Here is a 22557-nt window from a genome sequence, read left to right on the forward strand (position 1 = left end):
GTCGATGTCGGGCCGCGTCACCGCCGCGTCTGTCTGCGTGGGCTCTGCCGCCGTCTCCGATTCGGCGACCGCCGCTTCGACGGTACTCACGACATGATCTCCTCTGCTACGTCTTCGGTTTCGGATTCTTCGATCGGCTCCGCGGGCGTACCGGTCAGCGACAGGAACACATCGTCGAGACTCGGCCGGGTCACCTCCGCGTCCACCACGCACACCCCCGCGTCGTCGAGCCGGCGCAACGCCTCGACCATGGTGCGGGTGCCGTCGCCGACCACGATCGAGACATGATCGGCGCCCGGTTCGTGGATGGGCTCGCCGAGACCGACCTCGCTCAGCACCGACTTCGCCGGGCCCGGGTCCTGCCCCTCCGCGAGGGTGACGGTGAGGCGGTCGCCGCCGATCGATGTCTTCAGTTCGTCGGCCGAGCCGCGTGCGATCACCTTGCCCTTGTCGATCACGGTGATCCGGTCGGCCAGCTGATCGGCCTCCTCCAGATACTGAGTGGTCAGCAGCACGGTGGTGCCGTCGTCGACCAGGTCGCCGATCACCTTCCACATGTCGAGCCGCCCGCGCGGGTCCAGGCCGGTGGTCGGCTCGTCGAGCACCACCACCGTGGGCCGCGCTACCAGCGCACCGGCGAGGTCCAGGCGGCGGGCCATACCGCCGGAGTAGGTGCCCGCACGGCGCCCGGCCGCATGTTCCAGTCCCAGCGCCGAGAGCAGTTCGGTCGCGCGCTCGGCGGATTTCTTGTGGTCCATCCCGTACAGCCGGGCCACCATCCGCAGGTTCTCGAAGCCGGACAGGTTCTCGTCGACCGCGGCGTACTGCCCCGACAGCCCGATCCGGGTGCGCACCCGCGCCGGATGATGCACCACGTCGACCCCGGCGACCCGGACGTTGCCGGAGGTCGGTTTCAACAGGGTGGTGACGATCCGGACCGTCGTCGTCTTCCCGGCGCCGTTGGGACCCAGCAGACCCATCACGGTCCCCGAGGGGATCTCCAGATCGATGCCGTCGAGCACCCGGGCCTTGCCGTAGGTCTTGACCAGATCGGTGACTTCCACTGCCAAACTCACAGCGTCTCCTCCGTGTCGCCGCCGGCGGCGGCCTCGAGTTGTTGCCGCAGCACCGGGCCGATGACGGCCAGCGCTTCCGGCGTCGTCATGCCGGAATGCCGGCAGCGCAGTTTGCGGTCGGAGATCACACCCGTCACGAACGGTTCCCACGCCGCGGCGCAGCGCTGCGGGTCGGCGAGGTTGATCTCGTCGTCGGCGGCGGTGAAGAACAGCAGATCACCGTCGAAGACCCGCGGCCGGAATCCGTTCGCCTGCACCGTGCCGTTGGCGTATCCGGTGTAGAGCCGCTGCAGATGGTCCATGGTCAGCGCCGCGAACGGGCCGGGCCGGTTGCGCAGCAGCTCGGCCGCCTCGTCCAGGGTCAGACCCGGGTCCACACCGTGGTCGCCACCGAGCAGATCGCTGCCGAATTCGCCGATGATGTCGGCCACGCCCGGCATCGCCTGGTCGAGCCAGCGATCCCCGAGCTGGTAGCTGTCCATCATCGCCAGCAGCGCCACCTGCTGGCCCGCCTCCTGCAGCTGGACCGCGATCTCGTGCGCGATCAGACCACCCAGCGACCAGCCCAGCAGATGGTACGGCCCCTCCGGCTGCACCGAACGCATATGCGTGACATAGTCTTTCGCGGCCGCCCGGATGGAGTCGTGTTCCTGCTCACCGGTGATGTGCGGGGCCTGCAGCCCGTAGACCGGGCGGTCGCCGGGCAGATGCGCCAGCAGGCCCGCGTAGCACCACGACAGACCGATCGCCGGATGCACGCAGAACAGCGGCTCGAGCGTGGACTCGCCGGCGGGCCGGATCGGCAGCAGCGGCTGCATCGCAACCGCCAGCACATCCTCGCCGGAGGCCGCCAGCTGCCGGGCGATACCGGCCGGAGTGGATTCGGCGAACATCAGCTGCACCGGCATCTCGATCCCGGCCGAACGCATGTGCGCCACCACCTTCGTCGCGAGCAGCGAGTTGCCGCCCAGATCGAAGAACCCGTCGTCGGCGCCGGCCTTCTCGACTCCCAGCACCTCGGCGAAGGCGGCGCAGACGGCCGTCTCCAGCGGGCCCGACGGCGCGCGGTAGCCGTGTTCGGCGGCGAAGACCGGTTCGGGCAGCGCCTTGCGATCCAGCTTGCCGACCGGGCTCAGCGGCACCGACTCCAGCAGCATGATCGATTGCGGCACCATATAACTCGGCACCAGACCGGCCACATGGGTGCGCAACTGCGCCGCCGTCGGACTCGTGCCGGTGCGCGGCTTCACATACGACACCAGCGCGGTGGCGCCCGCGGCGGTCCGGTGACCGATCGTGGTGGCCCATTCGACCTGCTCGTGGCGGTGCAGCGCGGCGTCGATCTCGCCCAGTTCGATCCGGAAACCGCGGATCTTGACCTGGTGGTCGGTGCGGCCGACGTACTCGACTTCGGCGCGGCCACCGCGCTGTACCCAGCGCACCAGATCGCCGGTGCGGTACATGCGTTCGCCGGGCTTGCCGAACGGATTGGCCACGAACCGCTGGGCACTGAGCCCCGTGCGATTGTGGTAACCACGCGCCAGCGCCGGACCCGACAGATACAGCTCACCGACCACGCCGGCCGGGGTCGGATGCAGCCGCGAATCCAGCACCACCGCGTGCACGCCGCGGATCGGTTCGCCGATGGTGATCGGCGCCCCCGGCGCGATCGGGGGGGCCATCAGGGTCACGATGGTCGTCTCGGTCGGTCCGTACACGTTGTGCAGGTTGCGGCCGGGCGCCCACCGCGCCACCAGCTCCGGCGGCAACGCCTCGCCGCCGACGAGCACGTGCCGGAACGAGTCGAGCCCGGCCGGATCCACCGTGCCGAGCGCGGCGGTGGTGATGAACGCGTGGGTGATGTCCTCCTCGGCCAGCAACCGCGCCAGATCCGGACCGCCGTACACCCCGGTCGGGGCGATGACCAGCGTCGCCGCCCCGCCCAGGGCGAACAGCAGATCGAGCATGGCCGCGTCGAAGCTCGGGGTGGCGAAGTGCAGCACCCGGCTGTCGGGTCGCACGTCGAACCGTTCGGCGGTTTCGGCGGCGAAGTTCGACAGACCGCCGTGGGTGACCACCACACCCTTCGGTGTGCCGGTCGAACCGGAGGTGTAGATGACGTAGGCCGGGTTCTCGATGCGCAGCCGGCCCCGCCGCTCGTGCGGCGCGATCGGCGCGTCGGAGGCGCGCAGTACGCGCTCCTGCAGGGCCGGTGCGTCCAGGACGGCCCATTCGGCGCCCGCGGGCATCCGATCGCGGTGGGCGTCGAGCGTAATGCCCAGGGTGGCACCGGAATCGGTGAGCATGTGGGCGATGCGGTGTTCGGGGTAGTTCGGGTCGACCGGCACGAACGCCGCACCCGTCTTGGCCACCGCCAGCGTCACCGCCACCGATTCCATCGATCGCGGAATGCCCAGGGCCACCAGCATTTCCGGTCCGACACCGAGCGAGATCAGCACCCGGGCCAGCCGGTTGGTCCAGCGGTCCAGCGCACCGTAGCTGATCTCGGCGTCCGCGGTGCGCAGAGCGATCGCGCGCGGATCGACGGCCACCGCAGCGGCGAAGACGTCGGGCAGTGTCCCCGGCCGGCCGGCGAGCGCACCCCGCACCGGCGCCAGCGTCGACCATTCGATGGGGTCGAGCAGTTCCAGATCACCCACCGGCAGTTCGGGATTCGCGGCCGCGGCCTCCAGCAAGCGGGCGAACCGCGCGCCGAGGCGGGCGGCACTGGTGTCGTCGAACAGGTCGCGGGCGAAATTCACCGAGACCGTGATGCCGGCCGGTTCCCGCTGCTCGGTCCACGATTCGGTGAGGGTGAACTGCAGATCGAATTTCGCGATCCCCGGATCGGCGTCGCACGCCTCGATCGTCAGCTCCGGCAGTTCCAGGCTGCGCACCGGCTGATTCCGCACCGAGAGCATGACCTGGAACATCGGGTGATGCGCCTGCGAGCGCGCGGGATTGAGCACCTCGACCAGCCGCTCGAACGGCACGTCCGCATGCGCGAAGGCCTCGAGGTCGGTGTCGCGGACGGCGCGCAGCAGATCGGCGAAGGTCTGCGCGCCGCTCACCGGCGTGCGCAGGACCAGGGTGCCGACGAACATGCCGACCATCGGGTCGAGGGCCTGCTGTCCGCGTCCGGCGATCGGCGTGCCGACGGTGATGTCGTGCTCGGTGCTGATCCGGTGCAGCAGCGAGGCCAGCGCGGCGTGCAGGACCATGAACATGGTGACGCCGTGGCGGGCGGCGACGACCTGCAGTTCGCGGTGGGTGTCGGCGTCGAGGACACAGTCCACCGTGCCGCCGCGGTAGCTCGGCGTCGCCGGACGACGCCGGTCGGTGGGCAGCGGCAGCAGTTCGGGAATGCCGTCCAGCGCCTCGCGCCAGTAGTCGAGCTGACGGCTGATCGGCGATTCCGGATCGTCCTCCGCGCCGAGCGTGTCCTGCAGCCACAGCGTGTAATCGGCGTACTGGACGGGAAGTTCGGTCCATTGCGGCGCCGACCCGGACGCATACGACCGGTACGCCTCCGCGATATCGGCGGCCAGCGGTTCCAGCGACCAGCCGTCCATGGCGATGTGGTGAACGACCAGCACCAGGACGTGATCGTCTGCGGCGATCCGCAGCAGCTGCGCCCGCAGCGGTGCGGTCGACGCGAGATCGAATCCGGCGGCCGCGAAAGTCCGTACGGTGCCGGTGATTTCGCCCTCGTCCACATCGACGACCGGCAGCGCCACCGCGGCCTCGCCGGGTGCCAGCACCCGCTGGTACGGCTCGCCCTCGACTTCCGGGAAGACCGTGCGCAGCGTTTCGTGCCGCCGCTGCACCGCGTGCAGCGCCGCGCGCAGCGCCGCCACGTCCAGCGCGCCACGCATCCGCAGGGCGACCGGCACGTTGTAGACGCCGGACAGGTCCTCGGCCGAGGAGGCGTTGAACCGGTTGAGGAACCACAGCCGCCGCTGCGCCGCGGACAGCGGCACCCGGGCCGGGCGCTCGCGCCGGGTCAGGGCGGGGCCGTGGTCGCCGTCGCCCGTGCCGCCGTCGAGCAGCGCGGCGAGTTCGGCCACGGTCGGGGCGCCGAAGACCGAACGCACCTGCACTCGCACCCCGGTGGCGTCGCTCAGCCGGGCCACCAATTGCGTTGCCAGCAGCGAGTTTCCGCCGATCTCGAAGAAATTGTCGTCCGCGCCGACGGATTCGGCGCCGATCAGCTCGGCCATCACCTGCGCGACCAGGCGTTCGGTGTCGGTGCCCGGTTCCCGCGCCGCAGTGGTGATCTGCTGCGGTTCCGGCAGCGCGGCGCGGTCGAGTTTGCCGGTCGGAGTCAGCGGAATCCGGTCCAGCACGGTCACGCTGCCGGGCACCATATGCGCCGGCAGATGCGCGGCCACATGGGTTCGCAGCGCCTCGACGTCGATGGCGGCGCCGGGCTCGGCGGGCTGGACGTAGGACACGATCCGCTGTGTGCCGGCGATCTGGCGCACCTCGGTGTGGGCGAAGCGCAGCGCCGGGTGCGCGGCCAGCACCTCGGTGATCTCGCCGAGCTCGATCCGGAAACCACGCAGTTTCACCTGGTGGTCGCTGCGGCCGAGGTAGACGATCTCGCCGTCGGCGCGCCAGCGCACCACATCGCCGGTGCGATACATCCGCGCGCCGGCGGGCCCGTACGGGTCGGCGACGAATCGCCCCGCGCTCATACCGGGCCGGTCGAAGTAGCCGCGCGCGACGGACTGGCCGCCGAGATACAACTCGCCGGGCACGCCGACCGGGACGGGCCGCAGCCGCTCGTCGAGCACCACCGCATGCACTCCGCGCACCAGCGAGCCGATGGTCACCTGGTCACCGACCGCGATCGGTCCGGCGATCGTGACCACGATGGTCGTCTCGGTCGGGCCGTACCCGTTGAACAGCATCCGGCCCGGCGCCCACCGCCCGATCAGATCGGTGCCGAGCGCCTCGCCGCCGACCATGATCGCGCGCAGGTGTGGCAGCGGCCAGCGCCGATGGTCGATGGTGGCCAGCGCGGCCGGGGTCATGAAGGTGTGGCTGATGCATTCGCGTTCCATCAGCGCGGCCAGTTCGTCGCCGCCGTAGATATCGGGCGGGCAGATCACCATGGTGGCGCCCGCGCCGATCGCCAGCAGCAGATCCAGCACGGCCGCATCGAAACTCGGGCTCGCGAAGTGCAGGGTGCGGGCGTCGCGGTCGACGCGCATCCGGTCGCGGATCTCGTCGGCGAAATTGGACAGCCCGGCGTGCGTGACGGCCACGCCCTTGGGCTTTCCGGTCGAACCGGAGGTGTAGATCAGGTAGGCCAGGTCGGTCGTCCACACCGTGCGCCGCCGTTCGGCGTCGGTAATCGTGCGCTCGTCCTGGGCGTCCAGCTCGGCGCGCAGTGCCGCGTCGTCGAGCAGCAGCCACTCGGTGCGCGGCGCCGCGCCGTTGCCCTCGGTGGCGCGGCGCAGCCGGTCCCTGTGGGCGGTCACGGAAATGCCGAGGGCACAACCGGAATCGGTGAGCATGTGCCGGACCCGGTCGGCCGGATAGTTCGGGTCGACGGGCACGAACGCCGCACCGGCTTTGGTGACGGCCAGGGCGGCGGCCACCGATTCGATCGACCGGGTCAGCCCGACGGCCACCCGGTCGCCGCTGCCGACGCCGCGGGCGATCAGAGCGCGTGCAATCCGATTCGAGCAGCGTTCCAGCTCGGCGTAGCTGAGCTCGTCGTCGCCACTACGGATCGCGGTGCGGTGCGGATGCAGGTGAGCGGTGGCGGTGAAGTAGTTCGCCAGGCTGCACTGCGGGGTGGCGGCCGGGCCGCGGCGCGGGGTGAAGTGCGTGCGTTCGATTTCGGTGCGCGCATCGATGTCGCGCACCCGGATGTGGGCGTCGGCGCTCACCGACTCCAGCACCAGCAGCAGGCGCTCGGCCAGCGTACACACCGTGTCCTCGTCGAAAAGCTCTGCGGCGTAGATCATTTCGAGGTCACCGGTATCGGCGGGCGCCCGCAGTTCGAGATCGAACTTGGCCACCGCGATGTCGAGCTCCTCGGCCCGCAACCGCAGCCCCGGCAGTTCGAGGGCCGGCGGTGTGGTGTCCTGCACGGTGAGCGCGACCTGCAGCAACGGCCGCAGTCCGCCGTTGTCGCGGCCGAGTTCCTCGACGATGCGCTCGAACGGCAGTTCCGCATGTGACATGGCGGAGAGTTCACCGTCGCGGTCGGCGCGCAGCTGATCGGCGAAGGCCTGGTCGGGATCGACGTCCGAGCGCAGCATCAGGGTGTTGACGAACATGCCGACGAGATCGTCGAGGCGGGTGTCGGCGCGCCCGGCCACCGGCGTGCCGATGACGATGTCGCGGCCGCCGGTGACGATGCGCAGCACCACCGCCAGCGCCGAGCGCAGCACCATGAACATGCTCACACCCTGCGCGCGGGCCAACTCGTCGAGCCGCTCGCGCAGGTCCTCCGGCATCCGGATCCGGACAGTACCCGCACGGTTGGTCGGCTCGGCCGGACGTGGCCGGTCGTAGGGCAGCGGCAGTTCCTCCGGCAGGCCGGCAAGGGTTTCGCGCCAGAACCCCAGCTGCACCGCCGCGGCGCTGGCCGGATCGGATTCGTCGCCGAGGCATTCGCGTTGCCACAGACTGAAATCGGCGTACTGCACCGGCAGCGGCGCCCACGCCGGGGCCGCGCCGTCACGGCGCGCGGTGTAGGCGACCATCAGATCGGTGGTGAGCGGTCCCAGCGACCAGCCGTCCGCGGCGATGTGGTGGACCACGATGCCCAGCTGGTAGGTGCGGATTCCGGTGCGCAGCACCGTCATTCGCAACGGGATCTCCCGGGTGAGGTCGAATCCGCGCTGGGCCAGGTCGCGCAGCGCCAGCTGAGCGCCGCGTTCGTCGGTCACCACGGGTTCCAGCACCGGCAGGCACCGGTCGGAGTCGAGAACCAGCTGATACGGACCGGCCTGATCCTCGGGGAAGATCGTGCGCAGCACCTCGTGCCGGTCGACCAGATCGGCCAATGCGGCGCGCAGCGCGGGCAGATCCGGGTCGCCGTCGATGCGCAACGCGAAAGCGATGTTGTAGGCGCTGGATTCGGGTGCGTAGCGGTTCAGGAACCACATGCGCTGCTGCGGCAGCGACAGCGGAATCCGGGCGGGGCGCGGGTCGTACTGGGTCAGCGCCACCCGGTTCGTGCGCGGCGCGTGTTCCAGATGGGCCGCGACCCCGGCCACGGTGGGCGTTTCGAAGACGGCCCGGACCGGCAGTTCGACACCGAATTCGGCGTGCAGCGCGGCGGTGAGCCGCGTCGCGAGCAGGGAGTTGCCGCCGGCGTCGAAGAAGCTGTCCTCGGCGCCCGGTACGGCATGGCCGAGCACCGTCGCGAAGACCTGCGCGACCCGCTTCTCGAGCTCCGATTCCGGCGCCCGGGTCGGCCCGGCGGAGGTGAAGACCGGCGCGGGCAGCGCCTTGCGGTCGACCTTGCCGGCCGGAGTCACCGGTACCCGGTCCAGCACCGTGATCGCGGCGGGCACCATATAGGCCGGCAGGTGGCGGCGCGCGGTCTCGCGCACCTCGGCCGGGTCGATATCGGCGCCGGCGTCGGCGGCCAGGTACGAGGCCAGCCGGGCCGCCCCGTGCTCCCCGGTGTGCACGACGGTCATCGCGAACCGCACACCCGGATGTGCGCGCAGCACATGGTCGATTTCGCGCAGCTCGATGCGGAAACCGCGAATCTTCACCTGATCGTCGGCGCGGCCGAGGAAGTGCAGCACGCCGTGCCCGTCGGTCATCACGAGATCGCCGGTGCGGTACATGCGCTCGCCGCGGCGCCCGTGCGGATTCGCCGGGAACCGGGTCGAGGTCAGGGCGTGGCGGCCGAGGTAGCCGCGGGCCAGTCCGGGTCCGGAGATGTACAACTCCCCCGCGACGCCGGGCGGCACCGGATGCAGCCGGTGATCCAGGATGAACAGCCGCATCCCGCGCACCGGCTTGCCGATCGGGACGGGGCGGCCCGCGACCATCGGGTCGCTGGCGGTGGCGGCGACGGTCGCCTCGGACGGCCCGTACATGTTGTGCATGCGACGCCCGGCGGTCCAGGTGCGGACCAGATCCTCGGGGCACGCGTCACCACCGACGATGACGGCCTCGAGATCGTCGAGGCCGTCCGGGGTTACGGTCGCCAGCGCGGCCGGGGTGATGAATGCGTGGGTGATCCGCTCGTCGCGCAGCAACCGCGCGAGTTCGGCGCCGCCGTAGAGTCCGGCCGGCGCGACGACGATGGTGGCACCCGCGGCGAAGCCCAGCAGCAATTCGAGCACCGAGGCATCGAACGAGGGCGAGGAGAAGTGCAGCGTGCGCGCCATATCGTTGACTTTGAACAGATGCATCTGCTCGTGCGCCAGCGAGGCGATACCGCCGTGGGTGACCACCACCGCCTTGGGTTTGCCCGTCGAACCGGAGGTGTAGATCAGATACGCCGGATGCGAAATGCGCAGCGGCAAGAGCCGATCCCGGTCGGTGACCGGCGCGGACGAGACCCGCGCCAGGGCATGGGTGAGGACGGGGGAATCCAGCAGCAGCCAGTCGGCGCCCTGTTTGCGGTGCCGGCCGCGGTGCATCGGCCGTTCCGGCAAGTCGGCGTGACTGCGGGCGTCGGTCAGACCGAGCATCGCACCGGAATCGCTGAGCATGTGCTCGATGCGTTCGGCGGGATAGCCGGGGTCGACCGGCACATAGGCCGCGCCGGTCTTGGCGACCGCCCAGATCGCGGTGATCGAGGCCAGGCTGCGCGGCAGCGCGATCGCGACCACCACCTCCGGTCCGGCGCCGTGTTCGATCAGCACCCGGGCCAGCCGGTTGGAGGCCTCGTCGATCTCCCGGTAGGTGCTGTCGCGGCCCAGGTATCGGACCGCGACCAGATCCGGGACCCGCTCCGCGGTCTCGTGCAGCAGCCGCGCCAGGCTCAGCGGCGGCACGCCCGGCGCACCGGCGATCGGCACCAGATTGCCGATCTCGCGGGCGTCGAGAATCGGCAGATCACCGACCGCGGTCTCCGGCGCGACGACCGCGGCGTCGAGCAGCCGGACGAAACGCCGGGCCACCGCCTGCACCGTGGTGTGGTCGAAGACATCGGCGGCGTAACCGAATTCGGCGCACAGCGGGCCGTCCTCGGCATCGGCGGCATCGCTGTCGTGGACGATCAGTTGCAGATCGAATTTCGCGACGCCGACATCCATCGGCAGCACCCGGGCACTGAGACCGGGCAGGTCGACCCGCAGTTCGGGCGAGTTCTCGTAGGACAGCATCACCTGGAACAGCGGGTGACGGCCGGCGTCGCGGGACGGGTTGACGACCTCGACCAGCCGCTCGAACGGCACATCGGCATTGGCGAAGGCATCGAGGTCGGTTTCGCGGACGCGATCGAGCATGCGGTCGAATCCGGTGGCGGGGTCGACCTCGGTGCGCAGCACCAGGGTGTTGACGAACATGCCGACCAGGTCGTCGAGCGCCGGATCGGAGCGCCCGGCGATCGGGGTGCCGATGGCGATATCGGTGGTGTTGCACAGACGCGAGAGCAGGCTCGCCAGGGCGGCGTGCATGATCATGAACGTGCTGACGCCGCGTTCGGCGGCCACCTCGGCCACCGCGCGCCGGGTTTCGGCCGGAATCGTGAATTCGACTCGGCCACCGGCGGTGTCGCGCTGACGCGGGCGCGGGCGATCCAGCGGCAGGTCCAGCTGATCGGGCAGTTCGGCCAGGGCGGTGCGCCAGTAGGCCAGCTGCCGCGCCAGCGCACTGGTGGGGTCGGTCTCGTCGCCCAGCAGTTCGCGCTGCCATAGCGCGAAGTCGGCGTACTGCACCGGCAGCGGCGCCCAGTGCGGGGCCTGTCCGGTGGTGCGCGCGGCGACCGCGCCCATCAGATCGCGAGCCAGCGGCGCCACCGACCAGCCGTCGCCGCAGATGTGGTGCAGGACGACGAGGAAGACGTGTTCGTCGGGCCCGGTGGCGTACAGCGCCACCCGGATCGGCGCCTGGCTGCGCAGATCGAAGCCGTATCCGGCGTATTCGGTGGCCAGCGCCAGCGCGTCGGCACCGGTGACGTCGATCGGCTCGAGGTTCAGCGGGATCTCTTCGGCCGGATGGATCACCTGGACCGGGCCGGTCGGCGAATCGGGGAAGGTGGTGCGCAGGCTCTCGTGCCGTTCGAGCACGTCGAGCAGCGCGGCGCGCAGCACCTCGACCTCGAGCGGTCCGGACAGCTCGACGGCCAGCGGCATGTTGTAGGCGCCGGCGTGTTCGGCGAAACGGTTGAGAATCCACAGCCGCTGCTGCGCGAGCGAGAGCGGAATGTGTTGCGGCCGTGGGCCCGCGACCAGTTTCGGGGAGGACCGGTCGACGCCGTGCGCGCCGATCCGCTCGGCGAGCTGGGCGACCGTCGGCGATTCGAACAGATCCCGGATGGTCAGCCCGGAGCCGAAGGCGGCGTTGATCCGCGCCACGGCCCGTGCGGCGGACAGGGAATTGCCGCCGAGGTCGAAGAAGCTGTCCTCGACGCCGAGGCTCTCGCAGCCGAGGACCTCGGTGACGAGGACGGCCAGCTGACGTTCGGTGGCCGTGCGGGGCTCGATGATGCTGTCGCCGCCCCGGCGCGCGGGCGCCTCCGGTGCCGGCAGGGCCTTGCGGTCGATTTTTCCGTTGGCGCTCAACGGCAATTCGTCGAGCACGACGACCACGGTGGGCACCATGTACCCGGGCAGCACACCGCGCAGGTCGGCGATCAGCGCGGCGCTGTCGACGGTGCGTCCCGGCGCGGCGACCACATAGCCGACCAGCTCGTCGCCGGCCGGGGTGGTGTGGGCGACGCAGACCGCGCGGGCGATCCGCTCGTCGGCCAGCAGCGCCGCCTCGACCTCACCGAGTTCGATTCGCTGGCCGCGGATCTTGACCTGAAAGTCACTGCGTCCCAAGTATTCCAGGACCGCGGGCAGCCGGTCGGCGCCGGTCGCCGGCGGAATCGGATCCATCCGCCAGCGCACCAGATCGCCCGTGCGATACATGCGCTCGCCGGGTGTGAACGGATTGGCGACGAAGCGGTCGGCGGTCAAGGCGGGGCGGCCCAGATAGCCGCGGGCCAGCTGCACGCCGGCCAGATACAGTTCGCCGATCACCCCGGGCGCGACCGGCCGTAGGGTCTCGTCGAGGACGTAGACCTGGGTGTTCCAGACCGGCGCGCCGATCGGGATGACGTCGTTCTCCGGCGCGCACGCCCAGTAGGTGACGTCGACGGCTGCCTCGGTGGGGCCGTACAGGTTGTGCAGCTGCGCCCCACCGTCCGATGCCGAGGACCCGGCCCGCCGCGCGCCGGGAACGGCGGCGTGGAAATCGCGCACGGTCGCCGCGGGCAGCGCCTCACCGCTGCAGAACACCCGGCGCAGGCCGTCGCAGCCGCGCACATCGGTGTCGGTGACGAACACCGACAGCATCGACGGCACGAAATGGGCTGTGGTCACACCCTTTTCGGCGATGACGCCCGCGAGATAGGCCGGATCGCGGTGGCCGTCCGGGGCGGCGATCACCAGCCGCGCGCCGATCTGTAACGGCCAGAAGAACTCCCACACCGACACGTCGAAGGTCGCGGGGGTCTTCTGCAGGACGGTGTCGCTGTCGTCGAGCGGATAGCGGTGCTGCATCCATGCCAGGCGGTTCACGATGGCGGCGTGGGTGATGCCGACGCCCTTGGGTTTACCGGTCGAGCCGGAGGTGAAGATCACGTATGCCAGGTGGTCGCGGCGCAGCGGTGCGCGCCGGTCGGCGTCGGTGATCGGTGGCTCGGCGCCGGACTCGGCCGGGTCGAGCTGTTGTAAATCGATCACCGCGACGTCGCCGGGGAGGTCGACCTCGTCCCGGGCCGCGGTCAGCACGCACAGCGGCGCGGCCTGTTCGAGGATGTGCGCGGTGCGCTCGGCCGGATGATCGGGGTCGATCGGCAGATAGGCCGCCCCCGCGCGCACGATCGCGTACATGCCGACCACCAGGTCGAGACTGCGCCGCATGGCCAGGCCCACGACCGTGTCGGGTCCGGCGCCGCGGGCGATCAGCATGCGCGCCAGCCGGTCCGCGCGCTGGCGTAGCTGTTCGTAAGTCAGTGTGTCGCCGTCGAATTCGAGTGCGATCGCATCCGGCGTGGCCCGCGCCTGCGCGCCGAACCGATCGGCGAGCGTGCCCGGCTGCTCCGGCACCGCGGTCGCGTTCCACTGCCGCAGCACCTCGTCGCGTTCGGCCTCGGTGATCACCGGTACCGCCGCGATCGGCTCGGCCGGATCCGAGGTGAGGAAGCGGTTCAGGTAGGCGAGGAACCGCTCGTGGTGACGGGTCAGCTCGGCCGCGCCGTAGAGCTGCGGATTGGCCTCGAAATCGACGTGGATGCGCCCGCCCTCGCCGTTGTAGAGGTTGATCGACAGATCCTCGACCGGGCCGGTCGACAGCACGTTGAGCGAGCCGACGAAGCTGCCGAAGTTCAGTTCGCTGTGGAACAGCATGATGTTGACCATCGGCCCGAAGAAGCCGCGGGCATCGCGCGAATAGCCGCAGTCGCGTCTGATGTCGTCGTGGCGGTAGCGCTGGTGCCGCAGGGCGCCGGTGATCTGCAGTTCGGTCGCCTTGACGACATCGGCGACCGTGGTGCCGGCGTCGAATCGCACCCGGATCGGCACCACGTTGGACACCACGCCCGCGGAACGGCGCAGCGCGACCGTGGTCCGCGCGGACATCGGCAGGCTCAGCACCACATCGGAGGTGCCGGTCACCGCGCGCACGTACCCCGCCAGCGCCGCGACCACCAGCGCCGAATTCTGCGAGTCGAATGTGGTGGCGGCAGTGGTGAGTTCGGTCTCGGTGGCGGCGTCGAGCACGGCCGCCGCGAGGCGCCGGCCCGGATCCGGCATGGACGAGGCGATCCCCGACGACGACAGTGTCAGCGGCTCGCCCACCCCCGCGAGCTGCTCACGCCAGTACTCCTGATCGGCGCGAAAGCGGCTCGACTCCCGATACCGCGACTCCCCAGCGTAGATCTCCGCCAGCGGGGTCGCCCGCGAGGCCGAGGGCTCGGTGTGGTTCTCCAGCGCGGTGTAGATCTCGGCGGTGCGGGTGAGCGCGTTCATGGAGCCGTAGCCGTCGATGACGATGTGGTGGGCGCGGCAGTACCAGAGGTAGTCCTGGTCACCGACGCGCAGGACGACGTTGATGGTCAGCGGCTCGTGTTCGATATCGATCGGGCTGCTGGCGTGGTCGTTCATCCACCGCAGCGCCGCCGCGCGCGGATCGGGCTCTTGGCGCAGATCGATCCGAGCCCAGCCGGGCCGATGCGCCGAATCCACCACCTGCTGCGGCACACCGTCGATCTCGACGACGCGCAACTGACCCACCTGGGATTCCGCGCCGAACCGCTCGATCGAGTAGAGCAGCCGGCCCACATCGAGATCACCGTGAATCTCCACGTACTGCGCGATGGTCAGTGGCACATCGGGTCGAATCCGCTGCGCGTACCACAGGGCGGTTTGCGCCGGTGACAGAGCGAAGGGTTGTGCTGAAAATTCGCCGGAAGCACATTGGTCGACACGATCGGTGGCCAATGAACTCATCAATCACTCCGTTCTGCCGCTGTATACGCAACTCCCCGGTCCCCATCCGCGGGCGGAAAAGCGCGCGCCAGCGGGAGGACGTGATCCACGCCCTATGATTCGGAGCCCCGTTGCGGCCGGACTGGTAACGATGTCGTGATCTTCGTCCACGAACGCCACAGGCAGATGAAGCAATTGATTGGCTATTTCACCGCAAACAACGGCCGTTCAGCGCTGATCGCCCGTCAAGGACAAGATCGGCAGCGCACGATGTCCGGATGTGCAACCGAACGGCGAATGCGGATGGGCGGCCCGGAATCGACGGAGTGTGAGAAATTTCGATTCGCGGGTACCCGCGATGTGTGATTGTCCGGGAGAACTGCGGTGGCCGTCAGTCGAATGCCGGGTCGCCGGTGACGTCCTCATCGGTACGACGGGTCGAGCGCATCGTTCGCCGCCGGATAGCCGCGACCAGGGCGACGGCCGCAGCAAGAATACACAACATGCGTTCCGGAAGGGGACCCATCGCGGTCGCGGGTGTCGTGTCGCTGCGCAACGGCAGCGTCGCCTCGAGTGCGGCGGGCACGAATTTTCCGGTGTGCTGCCGCACCACCCCGTCGGCGGTGACGACGGCACTCACTCCGGTGGTCGCGGCGACCACCAGCGCCCGGCCGTGTTCGACGGCCCGCACCCGCGACATGGCCAGCTGCTGATAGGTCATATCGCTGTCGCCGAAGGTGGCGTTGTTGGTGGGAACGGTCAGCAGTTGCGCACCGGCGCGCAGCGAATCCTGGAAGGCCCGGTCGAAGGCGACCTCGTAGCAGGTCGCCACGCCGATCGCGACCATCGGGCCACCGCTCGACGGGCGGGCGTGCACGACACCGTCTCCGTGTCCGGGCACGAAGTAGCCCGCGCGGTCGGCGTAGCTGGAGAAGTGACGGAAGAAGCCGCGATAGGGCAGATATTCGCCGAAGGGCTGGATGATCTTCTTGTCGTGGCGCTCCCCCGGCCCGTCGGCGTCCCACACGATCACCGAATTGGTGGTGGTGCGGTCGTCGTTGACGAGGACGGCGCCCACCAGGATCGGGGCGTGGATGTCGCGGGAGGCCGCGGTGATCTCGTCGTAGGCGTCGGAATTGCGCAGCGGGTCGATATCGGAGGAATTCTCCGGCCAGATCACCACATCCGGCGCAGCGGCGGTGCCGGCGGCGACCGCGCGGGCCAGTTCCTCGGTACGGCGAATGTGATTGTCCAGCACGGCGCGGCGCTGGGCGTTGAAGTCCAGGCCCAGCCGCGGCACGCTGCCCTGGATAGCGGCGACCGTGATCGACCGGTCTCCGTCGTCCGGGGCGGGCAGCGCGGTCCGGAGGATCACTCCGGTAATCGGGATAATAGCCACAAGCGTTGCGAGAGTGATAATTACGACGGGACCACGTGCGGTTACCCGGGGACGCAACCTCAGCAGCAGGGCCGCCGAAACGGTTCCGGTCAGGGCGACCGCGAAGCTCACCACCGGCGCACCGCCGAGCCAGGCCAGCGGCAGATACCAGCCGTCGGCCTGCCCGAAAGCGAGCCGGCCCCACGGGAATCCGCCGAACGGAAAGCTGGAGCGTCCCCATTCGGTGAGCGTCCACATCAAGGCCACCCACACCGGCCAGCCCGGTAGCGGGCACACCAGCCGCGACAGCAGCCCGAACAGGCCGACATAGATCGCGCACGCGGCCGAGAGCGCCAGCCACGGCACCGGGCCGACGTAGATGCCGGTCCACGGCAGCAGCGGCAGGAAGAACGCGAGCCCCGCCAGCAGTCCGTAGCCGAATCCGCCACGCACCCTCGTCGCATCGCGCACGACCAGGGTCAGGATCGCGATGCCGATCGGCGCGAGATACCAGCACGTGCGGGGCGGAAAACTCGCGAAGACCAACAGCCCGGCGACGACAGCGGCCCCGATCCTTCCCCACACCCGCCACGTCACGCCCAGCACCGCGCCAGCCTACTGGGATACCGCGCACCGGCCGGTGCCGGGCTCCGGGGCGCACGCATGCCGGGCCGGGGCGCGTCGTCGATGTCCACGGCGCTCGTCGGTTACCCGGGTCCGTGCAGTGGCGGTGGACGAACGAGTCATGCCGGGCGTCCGCCACGCGCCCACAGGGACGAAGCGCGGCCGATGTCGGTCGCGCACCTTCCTCAGGCCGCGTAGATGATGACTCCCTCACGGACCGTACGCAGGCAACGCGGGAGTTCGGCGCCCGCGTCCAAGGACGGCAGGCCGGGGACGCGTGAGCGCGGATCGGTGGACCAGCGTTGCACCGTGTCCGAGGCGGCGGCGACCACCAATTCCGTTGTGTCCCATATCGCATAGTTGGCCGGAGCGCCGGGCACCAGCGTGCCGGCGATACCGTCGCGCACGCCGCCCGCTCGCCACGCGCCACGGGTGGCGGCGGCGAAGGCCGCGCGCGGGGAGATGTGGTGTCCCGGGGTGCGGTGGTTCGCGGCCGCGCGGACGGCCGCCCACGGGTTCAGCGGCGTCACCGGGGCGTCGGAGCTGATGGCCAGGGAGATGCCGGCGGCGGCCATCGCCGCGAACGGGTTGGTGGCCGCGGCGCGTTCGGCGCCCAGCCGGGTGGCGTACATTCCCTCGGCGCCACCCCAGGCGGCGTCGAATCCTGGTTGCACACTGGCGATCACACCGAATTCGGCCAGTTTCGCGATCTGGGCGGCATCGAGCAGTTCGGCATGTTCGACGCGGTGGCCGCGGGTGGCCACCGCCGGTGCGCCGAGTTCGCCGGCGACGCGGGCGAAGCCCTCGACCACGGCATCGACGGCGGCGTCGCCGATGGCGTGGAATCCGGCCTGGATTCCCGCCTCGGTGCAGGCCCGGACGTGGGCGGCGATCGCCGCGGCGTCGAGGTAGGAGACGCCGGTGGTGTCGCGGTCGGCATACGGTTCGCGCAACCAGGCGGTGTGGGAGCCGAACGAGCCGTCGACGAACAGGTCCCCGGCGAGCCCGTGCACGCCGAGTTCGCCGACCAGCGCCCGCGCCTCGTCGGCGGAGGTGACGGCCTCACCCCAATACGCCCGCACCTGCACACCGTGCTCGAATTCGAGCAATTCGCGCACATCGGTGCGGCCGGAGATCTGGGGGCCCGCGCATTCGTGAACGGCGACCACACCGTGCGCGGCCGCGTAATCGAGTGCGGTGGCCCGGGCCCGGTCGCGCTGAGCGCGGTCGAGACCGTCGAGAGCGGCCTCGCGGACGAGGTGATGCGCGTCGGCGCGCAGCGGTGCGCCGGCGGTGTATCCGGCGGCCGCGCGAACGGCGGCCACCGCGTCGAGCAGCGCGGTCGAGGCGACGGCGGAATGGGCGTCCACACGGGACAGATAGACCGCGCGGCCGGGCCCGGCCGCGGCGTCGATCTCCTCGACCGTCGGCGGGCGTCCCTCGGGCCAGCGGGTCTCGTCCCAGCCGTCGCCGATGATCGTTCCGGAATGCGTGGCGGCGTACTCGCGCACCAGATCCAGGCACTGAGTGAGCGAATTCGCCTGGGACAGATCCAGACCCGTCAGTTGCAGGCCCAGCGCGGTGACGTGCACGTGCGGATCGACGAAGGCCGGGGCGACGAAAGCGCCGTCCAGATCGATGATTTCGGCGTCGGGATGCAGGGCGCGGCCGGGACGTTCGGCGCCCAGCCAGACCACGGTGCCGTCGGTGACCGCCATCGCGGTCGCGTCGGGGGAACTGGAACTGTAGATTCGGCCGCCGACCAGCAACTGGGTACTCACGGGTGACCAGTGTGCCGCACGGCCGGCGGCATGCGATCAGTGCGGGTCGACCAGCGGGGATCGATCATGCGCCGCGCGGGGCCCTGACCGTCGTCGTAGTACTGCTCGACGACCACGCCGTCGACGACCTCACCGGAGGGTTCCACCACCACGCCGCGATATCCGGTGGCCATGGTCAGCCGATCGATGCGCCGCAGCGCCGCGGCCGAGACCAGCGGTCGCAGCAGTGCGCGGGTGGGCAGGAGCAGCAGCAGTCCGAACACCGAGGTGACCAGACCGGGAACGAACATCAGCAGCGCGCCCACCCCGACGAGCGCGCCGTCGGCGACGGCGGTGCCCGGGGCGATTTCGCCGCGCCGGGCCCGGCGGAACTGCTGGAAGACCCGGCGGCCCTGGGAACGCACCAGGATCAACCCGAGCGCGGATCCGGCGATGAGCAGCAGAATGGTCGGCACGGCACCGATGAGGTGGCCGACCACGACCAGCGCCGCGATCTCGACGACGAGATAGAGGGCGAACAACAGGGCGGGCATCGGCGATCCTTTCCACGATCTACCCTGCCCAACGCGCGACGATCCCGATTTTCTCCCGATCCGGGCATATCGCCCCAGACCTGGGTCAGGTACCCGGTGTGACCAGCCCGGTTTCATAGGCCAGCACGACCGCCTGCACCCGGTCGCGCAGTCCCAGTTTGGTCAGCACCCGGCCGACGTGCGTCTTCACCGTGGCCTCCGACAGATACAGTTCGGCGGCGATCTCGGCGTTGGAGCGCCCGGCGGCGATCTGTTCGAGCACCTCGCGTTCGCGCGCGGTGAGCACGTCGAGCACCGACGGGTCGCGCACGCGGGCGGGGTCGGCGGCGATCAACCGGTTCAGCAGCCGTTTGGTCACCTTCGGCGAGACCACGGCGTCGCCCGCAGCGACGCTGCGGATCGCGGAGATCAGATCCTCGGGCGGGGTGTCCTTGAGCAGGAAACCACTGGCTCCGGCGCGCAGCGCGCCGAGCGCGTGTTCGTCGAGGTCGAAGGTGGTCATCACCAGAACCCGGCTGCCGCATCCGGATTCGAGGATCTGGGCGGTCGCGGCGACGCCGTCGACCACGGGCATCCGCACATCCATCAGTACCACGTCGGGGGCCAGTTCACCGGCCAGGCGCACGGCGGTCGCGCCGTTGTCGGCCTCGGCGACGACGTCGACGTCCGGGTGCGCGCCCAGCACCATCTTGAGTCCGGCGCGCATGAGTTCCTGGTCGTCGACGACGAGTACGGTGATCGGCACCGCACCAATCTAACCGGGACTCCTCCCCCGGTCAGTCGGGTAGTTCGCGCTGCAGGGGAATGGTGGCGCAGACGCGCCAGCCGCCCTCGGGGCGTCGTCCCACCTCGAGGGTGCCGCCGAGCACCGCGATCCGCTCCCGCATCCCGACCAGCCCGAGACCGCTGCCGGCGATGCCGTTGCGCAGTGCGGTGTCGTCCACGCCGGGCGCCTTCGCCGCCACGGTGGACCCGGTCGCGGCCGGTCCGGCATCGCCGCGGTCGAGGACTTCGACCAGCACGTCCGCGTCGCGCCGGCGCACCCGGACCCAGGCCTGCGGGTCGGGGCCGGCGTGGCGGAAGGTGTTGGTCAGCGATTCCTGCACGATGCGGTGCATGCCGAGGCTCACCTCGGGCGCGACGTCGTCGAGTTCTCCGGTGAGTTCCAATTCCACGGCGAGTCCGGCGTTGCGCATCATCTCCACCACCTTCGCCAGCCCGGCGGTGCCGTGCTGCGGCAGCTGTTCCGGGGCGTGTTCGGTGCGCAGCAGTTCCACGGTGCGGCGCAGTTCGCGCAGCGCCTCGCGGCCGGTGGCGGCGATGGTGGCCAATGCCTGTTCGGCGATCTCGGGGTCGCGGCGCAGGGCGTATTTCGCCCCGTCGGCCTGCACGATGATGACGCTGACCGCGTGCGCGACCACATCGTGGAGTTCGCGGGCGATGCGGGTGCGTTCGGTCGAGACCGCGTCGTGGGCGCTGCGTTCGCGGTCGTAGTCGGCGACGGCGAGCCGGGCCGCCACCTCGGCGTCATAGGCGTGGCGGGCGCCGAGGAATTCCGCGAGGGTCCAGCACAGCGCATAGAACATGATCAGGAAGCCGATGACGATCGGCACCGACTGGTCGACCACGGCCAGCGAGAACGCCCCGTCCACCGCGAGGCCGACCAGATACAGCAGACCTTCGCGCCGGCCCACATACGCGACGAGCGTGTAGAGCGCCACGCCGACCGCCAGCAGCGCCGGCGGCTGCAGATCCTCGTGCAGCACAACGCTCACCGCGCTGGTCGTGATCGACAACACCAGCAGCGCGACCGCGCTGGCCCGCGGGTAGCTGCGCCGCCAGATCACCGGCACCGGTACGAGCAGCCCCAGGATCAGATAGACGATCGCGTGATCCTTGCCGCCGAGCGTGAGCAGATCGAACAGCACCAGTGCGGCCGCGAGGATGGAATCGGCGACCATGGGTTTGCCACGGAGCCATAGACTGAATCGGCGCACCCGCTCAGCCTAGGTGGCCGCCACCGCAGTATCGGGCGCCACGATTTGCCGCACGTCGCGAACTCTGATTGTGTCGCCGACGTGGATGTGGCTGATTGGGCGGTGCTGCTGCCCGCGGCCACGGTCGCGGGGTGGGTGGACGCCGTGGTGGGCGGCGGCGGGCTGATCATTCTGCCGACCCTGCTGCTGGTGGCGCCGACGCTGGCCCCGCAGACCGCCCTGGGCACGAACAAGATCGCCGCATTCGCCGGAACCAGCGCCGCCGCCCTGACTTTCGCGCGCCGGGTGCCGATGAACCGGCCGCTGATGCTGTCGGGTGCGGTGATCGCGGCGTGCGCGGCGGCCGCCGGTTCGGCCGCGGTGGCGCTGATCGACCGGCGCTATTTCATCCCGATCGTGATGGCAGTGCTGATCGGTGTCGCGATCGTGGTGGCGACGCGGCCCTCGATCGGGGTGACGATGGCCACCCACCCGCCGACCCGGCGCCGCACGATCCTGGTGGTGGGCCTGTCGGCCGGATTGATCGGCGGTTACGACGGGCTGGTCGGTCCCGGCACCGGCACCTTCCTGATCATCTCCTTCGCCACCCTGCTGGGCACCGAGTTCGTGCGCGCCGCGGCCATGGCGAAGGTGATCAACTGCGGTTCCAATCTCGGCGCGCTGATTCTGCTCGGCGCCACCGGGCACATCATCTGGTCGGTGGGCCTGGGCATGGCGGTGGCGAATATCGCGGGGGCCTTGGTGGGTTCGCGGATGGCGCTCGCCCGCGGCGCCGGGTTCGTGCGCGCGGTGCTGCTGATCGTGGTGACCGCGATGGTCATCCGCCTCGGCTGGCAGCAGTTCGGCTGAGCCGCGCTCAGCAGCGCGCCTCCGCGGTCAGATGCCGCCCGGCCGAGAGCCAGGGCGCCAGCACCCGCGACGTGGTCTCGCGAATGGTGCGATGCAGTCGCTCCCCGTCCTCGATCGCGTGGCGGCCGGAGAACAGTACGGTCAGCGCGCCCGACACCGCGCCGACGACGGCGCCGACCAGCGCGGCCGCGCCGACCTCGTCCAATTCGTCGGGGAACGCGTCGCGCAGCCGCCGCGCGATCTCCTGCTGCGCGGCCAGCTGGGCGTGCGCGGCCCGGCCGCTCACGGCGGGAACGGTGCGCGAGACCTGGGCGCGCAACACCGCGATCCGGGCCGCGAGATCGTCGCCGAGGTGGTCACCGGGGTTGTCGCCGGCGGCGCGCAGCGCGCGCAGCAGCACCTCGACGGGGCGTTCGTCACTGCGGCGGCTCGCGATCGCGGCCACCGCCGCGGTCACGCGTTCGTCGGGTTCGGGGAAGAGCAGTTCCTCTTTGCTCTCGAAGTAGTTGAAGAATGTTCTGGTACCCACCTCGGCGGTCGCGGCGATATCGGCGACGGTGGTCGCCTCGTAGCCGCGCGATTCGAACAGGTCGGCGGCAGCCTCGAGGAGGGAGCGGCGGGTGCGTTCCCGCTTGCGGTCACGGAGTGCGGATGGCGGCACGCGGGCAGACAGTACGCCATCGGTGCCGCAACC

At 70.4% G+C, this 22557-nt stretch carries 9 protein-coding genes; 1 reads left to right on the forward strand and 8 read right to left on the reverse strand.

Features of this window, described 5'->3' with window-relative positions:
• Positions 1-86 precede the first annotated feature (86 nt).
• From C8258_RS20895 to C8258_RS20930, 7 genes are all read right to left on the reverse strand, one after another.
• Complete coding sequence (locus C8258_RS20895) at positions 87-1076, reverse strand: daunorubicin resistance protein DrrA family ABC transporter ATP-binding protein (RefSeq protein ID WP_036501587.1); 990 nt, start codon at positions 1074-1076, stop codon at positions 87-89.
• A complete protein-coding gene (locus tag C8258_RS20900; protein ID WP_106956651.1) occupies positions 1073-14722 on the reverse strand; it encodes a non-ribosomal peptide synthetase in 13650 nt (4549 codons plus the stop codon). The genes C8258_RS20895 and C8258_RS20900 overlap by 4 nt, the downstream gene beginning before the upstream one ends.
• 370 nt (positions 14723-15092) lie before the next feature.
• Positions 15093-16682, reverse strand: coding sequence for an apolipoprotein N-acyltransferase (gene lnt / locus C8258_RS20910; RefSeq protein ID WP_369974794.1), 1590 nt, complete (start codon positions 16680-16682; stop codon positions 15093-15095).
• Positions 16683-16888: 206 nt separating this feature from the next.
• Positions 16889-18484, reverse strand: a complete 1596-nt coding sequence (locus tag C8258_RS20915) for an amidohydrolase (RefSeq protein ID WP_106956654.1) — start codon at positions 18482-18484, stop codon at positions 16889-16891.
• A complete protein-coding gene (locus tag C8258_RS20920) occupies positions 18481-19017 on the reverse strand; it encodes an FxsA family protein (protein WP_106956655.1) in 537 nt (178 codons plus the stop codon). Before C8258_RS20920 ends, C8258_RS20915 begins: the two co-directional genes overlap by 4 nt.
• A gap of 85 nt (positions 19018-19102) precedes the next feature.
• Positions 19103-19762, reverse strand: a complete 660-nt coding sequence (locus C8258_RS20925; protein WP_036501594.1) for a response regulator transcription factor — start codon at positions 19760-19762, stop codon at positions 19103-19105.
• Between the two features lie 31 nt (positions 19763-19793).
• Positions 19794-21014 carry a sensor histidine kinase gene (locus C8258_RS20930; protein ID WP_106956656.1) on the reverse strand — a complete coding sequence of 407 codons (1221 nt, stop codon included), beginning with the start codon at positions 21012-21014 and terminating at the stop codon, positions 19794-19796.
• A gap of 81 nt (positions 21015-21095) precedes the next feature.
• Between C8258_RS20930 and C8258_RS20935 the strand changes: the two genes are divergently transcribed.
• Complete coding sequence (locus C8258_RS20935; protein WP_106956657.1) at positions 21096-21863, forward strand: TSUP family transporter; 768 nt, start codon at positions 21096-21098, stop codon at positions 21861-21863.
• Between the two features lie 7 nt (positions 21864-21870).
• Here the strand turns inward: C8258_RS20935 and C8258_RS20940 are convergent, their stop codons facing one another.
• Positions 21871-22524: a TetR/AcrR family transcriptional regulator gene (locus C8258_RS20940; protein WP_083870789.1), complete on the reverse strand. Its 654-nt coding sequence runs from the start codon at positions 22522-22524 to the stop codon at positions 21871-21873.
• Between the last annotated feature and the right edge of the window lie 33 nt (positions 22525-22557).

The organism is Nocardia sp. MDA0666, assembly GCF_003023875.1.
GTDB classification, from domain to species: Bacteria; Actinomycetota; Actinomycetes; order Mycobacteriales; family Mycobacteriaceae; genus Nocardia; species Nocardia aobensis.